General features: G+C 33.5%; 8 protein-coding genes. 7 read left to right on the top strand and 1 reads right to left on the bottom strand.

The window, feature by feature from the left end; translation table 11 throughout:
* The first annotated feature begins 81 nt into the window (after nucleotides 1-81).
* The 3 genes from IC221_RS22815 to IC221_RS22805 all read left to right on the top strand — a co-directional run bounded on the left by IC221_RS22815 (nucleotide 82) and on the right by IC221_RS22805 (nucleotide 2,933).
* Entirely contained in the window at nucleotides 82-828 is a 747-nt protein-coding gene (locus IC221_RS22815; RefSeq protein WP_188171162.1) for a hypothetical protein, read from the top strand.
* Nucleotides 815-1,630: a hypothetical protein gene (locus tag IC221_RS22810; RefSeq protein ID WP_188171161.1), complete on the top strand. Its 816-nt coding sequence runs from the start codon at nucleotides 815-817 to the stop codon at nucleotides 1,628-1,630. Before IC221_RS22815 ends, IC221_RS22810 begins: the two co-directional genes overlap by 14 nt.
* A gap of 352 nt (nucleotides 1,631-1,982) precedes the next feature.
* The gene (locus IC221_RS22805) at nucleotides 1,983-2,933 is read left to right on the top strand and encodes a hypothetical protein (RefSeq protein ID WP_188171160.1); all 951 of its coding nucleotides are present in this window, start codon (nucleotides 1,983-1,985) and stop codon (nucleotides 2,931-2,933) included.
* Nucleotides 2,934-3,212: 279 nt separating this feature from the next.
* Here IC221_RS22805 and IC221_RS22800 read toward each other — a convergent pair whose 3' ends face one another.
* The gene (locus IC221_RS22800; RefSeq protein WP_188171159.1) at nucleotides 3,213-4,553 is read right to left on the bottom strand and encodes a hypothetical protein; all 1,341 of its coding nucleotides are present in this window, start codon (nucleotides 4,551-4,553) and stop codon (nucleotides 3,213-3,215) included.
* A gap of 633 nt (nucleotides 4,554-5,186) precedes the next feature.
* Between IC221_RS22800 and IC221_RS22795 the strand changes: the two genes are divergently transcribed.
* The 4 genes from IC221_RS22795 to thiD all read left to right on the top strand — a co-directional run bounded on the left by IC221_RS22795 (nucleotide 5,187) and on the right by thiD (nucleotide 8,497).
* Entirely contained in the window at nucleotides 5,187-5,696 is a 510-nt protein-coding gene (locus IC221_RS22795; protein ID WP_188171158.1) for a hypothetical protein, read from the top strand.
* A 1-nt stretch (nucleotide 5,697) separates the two neighbouring features.
* On the top strand, nucleotides 5,698-6,621 hold the full coding sequence (locus IC221_RS22790; RefSeq protein WP_188171157.1) for an AraC family transcriptional regulator: 924 nt from the start codon (nucleotides 5,698-5,700) through the stop codon (nucleotides 6,619-6,621).
* Between the two features lie 425 nt (nucleotides 6,622-7,046).
* On the top strand, nucleotides 7,047-7,700 hold the full coding sequence (gene tenA / locus IC221_RS22785; protein WP_188171156.1) for a thiaminase II: 654 nt from the start codon (nucleotides 7,047-7,049) through the stop codon (nucleotides 7,698-7,700).
* Nucleotides 7,688-8,497 (top strand): bifunctional hydroxymethylpyrimidine kinase/phosphomethylpyrimidine kinase, encoded by an 810-nt coding sequence (thiD, locus tag IC221_RS22780; RefSeq protein WP_188171155.1) that lies wholly within the window; start codon nucleotides 7,688-7,690, stop codon nucleotides 8,495-8,497. Before tenA ends, thiD begins: the two co-directional genes overlap by 13 nt.
* Nucleotides 8,498-8,585 lie beyond the last annotated feature (88 nt).

Here is an 8,585-nt window from a genome sequence, read left to right as displayed (position 1 = left end):
CTTTTCATAGGAGAAAGATCGGCTTTCTGTCAAAGAAATGAAAATTCAAAATTTTAAAAGAGCGATAGCTCAGTTATCTTTTTGAAAAACTTTCAAAACCATGGTTATTTAACAATTAGTAATATAATCCTAAACCAAAAATACAACCTATTACTAATAAGTGATTCAAACATAAATTCAACTGAATTCATAAATGTTGATTTAAAAAGATTTAGCGAAGTTGTAATTGCTAAAAGTAATGTAAGTAATATTCTCCTTTCTAATTCTACATTCCCAATTGCAATACAAACTGAAACCAGAAGTCCTAAACTAGGTTTTACAATTGCAAAACATGAAAATATCAATAAAAGCATATATTATAGAGAAACATATCGACAATTAAAAATTGCTTTGGAGAAACAGGGAAACAAAAACTTAGCATTACAATTTAAAGCTAAAGAAATGTATTATCTCAGGAAAGAACTTAACTTCGGTACAGATAAGATATTATTGTATCTTAACTTCATCTCAAATAACCATGGAATTAGCTGGATTCGTGGAGTAGCCTTTACATTAATTATTAGCTTTTTATTTTTTTGTATTTACAATTCAACACTGTCTCCTCAATATTTTTATTGGGGTTTTGACTTTTCATTTGAAGAGACAAAAGAAGGTTTTTTAATTGGGTTAAATCACTTTACAAACTTTATTACCTCTTTTCCAAAATTAAGATTAGATGATAACTCAAACACATGGCAAACCAATATCACTGTTCTTTTGTCTAGGATCTTCATTGGATACGGAATCTACCAAACAATAATATCATTTAGAAAATATGGAGGCAAGTAAACTACATTTCAAACACAAAAAAATAAATGTACATATCTTCCTATACTCGCTCATCCTCCTATCATTTACGCAAAACACAAGCTATGGAACTCCTCAATTTCCAGATTATTTAATCTATCAAGAAGATACATTTGCTATTCATTGTCATCCTTTAGAAAGTTATTTTGAAGGGAAAGAAAGGCCTGAATTTGAATTCTTGTCTACAGCATGTTGGAGAGGTTATATTGCTTTTTGGGAGATTATTGATGACAAATTGTATCTCATCAAACTGGAAAATGAAATTGGGGGAGAGTTAGACTTATCTTCAGTTTTTACTGATTGGAGTTACAATGATATAATCCTTGCAGACTGGGTAAATTTTTCCATATTGGCACCTTATGGGAAACAATTATTTTATGATTACAGCAGTTATTCAACGGTCTGTGAGTACGAAAAGGAATTTTTCTTTAAAGAAGGTGTCCTATTGGAAGTAAAAGACTATGATAATTCGAAATCAAAAAGAAGTAAATACACTACCCAGCTTAACTTATTGTATCAATTCTTTGATGAAAATATAGATTACAACAATATTAATTTGGCTGTATTTGATTCAGTTTCCAAGATAAAGGTTTATGTAAGAGTCACTGATGTTTCAGAGGAGGGAAAGGTCAAAGAAGTGGAAATTCTTCATGGGACTGATTCTCTCATCAACCTTGAAGCCATAAGAGTACTTAAATCTATTCCAGAATGGGATGTTATATATCGAAGGGGAAAAGCAACTCCTCCCAATTATGTTTATCCTATTTTTTTCAAAAAGCAATGAAACTAGACTACAATTATAAATCATTGATTTAATTTTCATTTCTAATTAAAAATTAATGATGCAAACTATTACGACGAAAAGGATTTGAAAGAAATCAGTGGGGATTATATTTCACCCCTAAATACATTAATTTTTTTCTATAATGAGGAAGAAATAATTCCTTATTTGTTCATGAATTCTAAGAGGGAAAAGACTTGTTTTTTAAACCTGTCATCCGATCTTTGAGTTTTCTAATAATTTTATTTAAAGCAAACTTCATCTACATGTGATGATGAGTTGAAAAACTTGAACTAACATTCCTCTTTTATTTTCAATGAATTGCTCTAAATGTTATTAAACATCAAATTAAAAAATGTCATACCACTTACCAAAAAAAAACTTCATTTCTAATGAAAAAGTATTTAATCATTTTACTCTTTTTGCACAAGATGAAGCCATCATTGTCAACACTAAAAGAAATGATGATAATAGTGTTGAAATCAATTTTGAGAAAAACGTTCCTGGGAGTTATTATATCAGTCTAAACTTCAAGAGCTATACTAATTGTAATACCCCGCCTACAGGCAAAGTGGTAAGAGGCATGAGTGGTACTTTAGTTAGACTACGTCCTATTGATGAAAATAAATCGGTGAATTGCAGCTATTCTTACAGTTATTTTATGGGTAATCCAAATGCAAAACCTGATACTACTTTTATTTATATGCTTCCGTTTAAGAAAGGGTTTAATGTAAGATGTCAGACACTTACTCATCTTGGTGCCAAATATTTCAACCAAAAAGAGGCTAAGAATTTCACGGCATACAGTTTTAATTGTGAGAGTGCAGAGGTAGTCTACAGCATGCGTAAAGGAATAGTCGTAAAAGTAGAAAAAGATAATGAATCCGACCGAAGTAAATCTCTTTCTTATAAAAGTGAAGTCAATTCTATACTGATCGAACATGAAGACGATACCTTTGCGAACTATAAAGGCTTTGACGGTGATGAGGTTTATGTCGAGCCCGGAGATATGGTTAATCCTGATGATCAACTAGGACGTTTGACACACTATGATCGAAGCGATCGGTACCAACTTAGAATTTCAGTATTTTACCGGGAGGTATTTGAGATCATGCCTCAAGCCAAAACCTTAAAAGATCAAACTACTCCGTATGCTTATATTCATCCCTATTTCTTTACTGAAAACGGTAATGAACATTTGGTCAGAGGAAATTACTATACTACGCAAAAATCAGAAGAACTTATCACAAAAGAATTTTCAAGAAGAGAGTTGAAAAAATGGAATAAAAAGAAAAAAGATCTATAGATTAATCTCTATAATGACTTACCCCTCTTTACTATTGGTATAAGGATCAATAATAAAGAGGGGTATTTTTATTTCCATGATTCTGGTGTAAACTAAGTTTTCGTTAGCTTTCAATTCCTATTTTACTAGACTCTATAGGATATATTTCCAAGCTTCCTTCTTCTTAATTTTTGTCTTGAAACAAAAACGAAGAAAAAAAGAAATGCAGTTCTGTAGGTCACAAATGACACTAATGCTTAACATTCGCTCCATTAGCAATAAATAAGCATCATTTTCTACTTATTCAATATTTAAAGTTGACCTAGGAATTTCATATTCCATTACTACTGCAGCATTTTTTGTACGGTGTTCATCATCAAGAAAATCAGATTTCCATTTTGCCCATACTTTCCATCTATCACCTGAGGGAGCATTTTCTGCCGTCAATATCTTTTTGTCATTATTGTATTTAAAACCCTCCATCGTTACATTTTCAACAGTAACAGTATACGTCTCCGCATGATTGTTTACAGCACTTATAGATGGGCCTGTTAAGAATTTATTATCAGGCCACAACTTTAAATCATTATAATATTCCTCAGGTACATAATGAATAGACTGATTTTTAACTTGAGCATTTTTGCCAAAAATAGCGTGAATGTTTGTCACCTTCGAATCATTTGAGAAATGACCTGGTGTTTGATCCGGCGCATCATGTTTTACACCAGCTTGTCCAATGTTCACTGCATAAGTACTACTTTTACTCACTACTCCATCCACTACAACTTTTCCATTTTTAGCAGAGTGAGGTCCCATCATTAAAGCACTTCTTCCGTTTTCATTGTAAATATTTTTCCCCGTAATATTATAAACCCCTACGTGAGGATTATTCGCCCCTGTTTCTAATCTTAATGTAACACCACCCAATGAGTATAGATTTTCGAAGTGTACACCATCCGCACCATGAATCTGTACTAAACCATAGCCAGGGCTAGCATTAAAATGTCTACAGTTACGAACTGTACCTTTCGTAGCTCTTGAAATTTTCCAAGACTTCGTAGCCTCAACTGTCAATTTCTTATGCTGTTTTACAGGACTGATGACCATTCCACAATAAGTAGTAAAATTGTCTTTCACATCCATATCCTGAACTAAGAAATTTTTAACCATACTAATTATGATTGCTCTACAGCCTTCTCCTTTTTTGCGTATACGGTTGCTATAATCTACCACAAAACGACCTTTTACTCCTCTTATACTTACATTTTCTATATAAGCAGACGGTTTTTTAGCACTGAATTTTGATGTGAAATTAAATAAGCTCGCCTTTGTTCCTTCTGGCCAATAGGGTCTTAATACCGTCCCTGCCTCAACCAAAATATGGATATTGGACTTAAGGTATACATCTCCGAAAAGATATTCCCCTTTAGGTATAACCAAATTACCACCCCCCAGTTCAGCTAATGCATCAATGGCATTTTGCACAGACTGACTCTGATTTAAATCGGGTTTATTAGGCTTTACACCAAAATCTTTTGCTAGATTTTTGGTTAATCCTTTAGGGTTCATCGTTTCGGTATATTGTGCATGAACACTATATACTGACAAAAATACTAGTAGTAATAGAATAACTTTTTTCATACTTCTTTTTTCTTGTCCATAACAAATGGAACATTCTTAAATTAATCATCAAATCATTTCAATAACAAGGTTTATTTATATAAGTAGTCTAAAAAAATTGATTGATGATTTTAATTGATGTTGCAAATTATTAGAAATACTATTCTTAGTTGTAGCTATGGGTAACATTTACGTATTGACATGTCCTATTCAAAACAACTTTACAGATTCATTTGTGACGAAACTGTACTTGTGGGTACTTTGGCTCTGTAATTCAGCACAAAACATTTCATGCTATTCAGTGTTTCGGCCCATTTATTAACTTGTAAAACCCTTTAAATTAACGACTTACCAAAATGTTCACATTAGATGCCAAAATGTATAAGCGATAAAGCCCACTCATCAACGACCTTTGTATTGTAATCATTTGAATCACCTAAATAGGAATTATCATGGCTAGTCAATTTGGAAAAAAAGGATGGACTCCAGAGAAAATTAAAAAGGATCTACTGGACGGGTCCTGTCGGTGAATGTAAATTGGAACCTCACGCATTGGACAAAGAAGTGATGAGCAAACTATGAACTTTATCGGAAAAAGAGACAAATTGTAAGTGGAACTTCTAGAAAGTTAAAAACGAATTAAAATATAAAACAATGGATATATTAAAAGCAGCGACAGATTGGGGACGTGCAGAAGCATTTTCAATTTCATTTTTCATCCTCTTTGGGGTACTCTTCATTATTTTTGGAATAGGGTTTTGGCAATTAGGGAAAACTGAATTTGCGAGAGCATTTATCTACCCTGTTTCCATTGCTGGAATTTTCCTTCTAGCATCGGGGTTAGGTTTATTTTTCTCCAATAAAGCAAGAGTGGGTGGTTTTGAATCTGCTTACACACAAGATGCTCCCTCTTTTGTGGCATCAGAGATAGAACGTGTAGACAAAACTATCGCTACGTATCAAACTGCTGCTTTTAAAGTATTCCCTGCCATTGCTATATTGGGTGCTTTGATGGTGATGTTTATGCAAAAACCAGTTTGGCAAGCGACAGGCATAGCGGTAATGGCCACTATGATTGTCTTTACGGTGATTGATAGTAACGCTAAGTCAAGGTTGGAAAACTATAAAGTAACCTTAGATTCCTATACTTCTAATCAAGAATAAGATGGAAAAAATCGTTTTTAATAACATCACAGAATTCAATAAAGCTCAAAATTTACCTGCACCTGAAAACCCTCTTTTTACGGTGGGGTGTAAGGTATTGAGTGAGGAAGAAATTCAGAATTGTGTGTCTTCCCAGACTGAGATGAGTTTTACCAACCGGTTTTATATTATCAGTCTAAAGAATATTGTTTCAGGAGAATTGCTATACGGTAGAACAAAATATGATTCAGAAACAGGAACGATGTTTTTCTCTTCCCCTGACCAAACGTATACTCTAAAAGATATTACCGTCAGTTCTGAATCTTGGTTTATTGCCTTTCATGAGGATTTTATTGCAGGTACTGATATTCGAAAACGCATCAAAAATTACAACTTCTTTAATTATAATGTGAATGAGGCACTTCACCTTTCACCGAAAGAAGAAAATACCATAAAGACCATTTTTAAAACGATAGAAACAGAGTATCAAAATAATCAAGATGAGTTCAGTAAAGACATCATTTTGACTCATATGGAGGCTTTACTTCGCTACGCAGACCGTTTTTACAAACGTCAGTTCTTAAATCGGAAAGAAATCAATAAAGCATTGTTTACCCGTTTTAAAGACATTTTAGATGATTATTTCGAATCCAATCAGTTAGAAGAAAATGGCATTCCAACTGCCGAATGGATCGCCAATCAATTAGGAGTAAGTCACCGCTATATGCGTGATACTATTAAAACTGAAACTGGAAAAACGGCAGTAGATCAAATCAATTTGTATTTAGTGGAGGAAGCGAAAAATTTACTCCTTGCTCCAAATGCTTCCATTTCAGAAACTGCCTATAAATTGGGGTTTGAATACCCACAGTATTTTTCTCGATTGTTCAAGAAGAAAACGGGTTTGAGTCCTAAAGAGTATATTGAGACTGCTAATATGAATTAGTATTTCTTTAATAAAGTATCAATGCCTATCAATAATTTAAAATGTTGATAGGTATTGCTGTTTTCTGGATTATTGATTTAAATTTTCTAAAATCACACATTAAGTTTAAAACACTTTTCCTTCTTAAATGTAGATATGTGAATGGGAAATTGTATATAAAAAAATAAACTGGTTCAAGTCTTAAGCTGAAAGCGTGACTTGGACCTATCGTTGAAAAAAGTCTGTAGACTTTTAGTCACATTATGATGTTCCTATAAGTCTACAGACTTATCATAAATACCAGCACAAGTCACGCCTACGGCTTAAGACTTGCGCTAGTTAATTATTTTTTTGTGTAAAAGTCCTTTGTTAAATAATTGTTTAGATTTGTTCTTTGTAAGCCAAATACGGCTGATCTAACAAGCAACCAAAACTGAAAACATCTTATGACAAATTGGTATGAAGCAATCAGTGAAAAAACTGATTACATTTTACAAGAGATATATAAACAACCTTTCATCAAAGATTTAATGGAAGGTACACTTTCGAAGGAAGTATTTAATTTTTATATCAATCAAGACTCTATCTATTTAGCGGAATATAAAAAGATTTTAGCCGAAACGGGGATTAGATGTGAGGATGATCAAGACACTCAGTTTTTTCTAGGTTCAGCAACAGGAATCATTCATGTGGAAGATGCTTTGCATGAAAATTTTCTGAAAGGGGAAGAGAAAACAAGCGTTGCTTCTCCCACGTGTGAGCTTTATATCAGCTATTTATCTCGAATTGTACACACCAAATCATTAGAAGAAGCTCTTGCAGCAGTACTTCCATGTTTTACGATTTATAAAGAAGTGGGTGATTATATTTTAGCTAATCAGAGTAACAAAGGTGAGAATCCATATCAAGATTGGATTGACACTTATGGAGGTGAGGACTTTGCTAACTCTGTAAAACAAGCAGTGGATATTACCAATAAATTGGCGAGTGAAGCTTCTCCTGAAAGAATTGAAAAGATGAATGAAGCATTTGAAAAAGCATCGAAGTTGGAATGGATGTTTTGGGACAGTGCATACAACAAAGAAGGATGGAAAGTATAAAAACAACTTATAAAAGTGTATTGACTATTGCTGGAAGTGATTCTGGTGGTTGTGCAGGTATTCAAGCTGATATTAAAAGTATCTCTGCTTGTGGTGCTTATGCGGCAAGTGTGATTACGGCAACTACGGCCCAAAATACGCAAGGAGTAACAGATATTTACGCTCTTCCGGTTGCTCACCTTGAAAAGCAATTGGAAGCAGTCTTTAGTGATATTGATTTTAGTGCTATTAAAATCGGCATGCTTCATTCTTGCGAAGTGATTGAAACAATTGCCTCTAAACTTTCAGAATATAATGCCAAAAACATTGTACTTGATCCAGTAATGGTGGCCACTTCTGGTGATGTTTTGATTACAGAAGATGCTATTGAATGTTTAAAGAAGTTATTTCCTCAAGTCGCCATCATTACACCAAATCATAAAGAAGCGGAACTATTGATTGGTCACTCCATTAATCAGGAAAATGTTGAAGCAACAGCCAAAGAAATTGGTTCACAATTCAATACTTCCGTATTGCTGAAAGGAGGTCATTTTGGAACTTCTGAGATGCATGATGTACTATTCGAGTTGAAAACGGGAAAAACAACTGTGATCAAAAACCCGAGAGTAGATACAAATAATACGCACGGTACAGGCTGTAGCTTATCATCAAGTATTGCTACTTTTTTAGGTCTCGGTGATGACTTGGAAAATGCGGTGAAGAAAGGCTGTAGCTATGTCAATAATGCCATTGCTGAAGGGAAAGATAAGGTACTAGGAAAAGGAAATGGTCCGATTAATCATTTTGGGTTAAAGTAGATTTTCAAAAGATGGATACTGAACTGTTTGAATCACTCTTTAGACAGTTCAGTATTTCACATAATTCATTACCTCAACTTTAATCATT

This window comes from Flammeovirga sp. EKP202, assembly GCF_014534745.1.
Taxonomy (GTDB): Bacteria; Bacteroidota; Bacteroidia; order Cytophagales; family Flammeovirgaceae; genus Flammeovirga.
The sequence above is the reverse complement of the archived record's forward strand: the minus strand, read 5'-3'. Positions and strand labels throughout refer to the sequence as shown.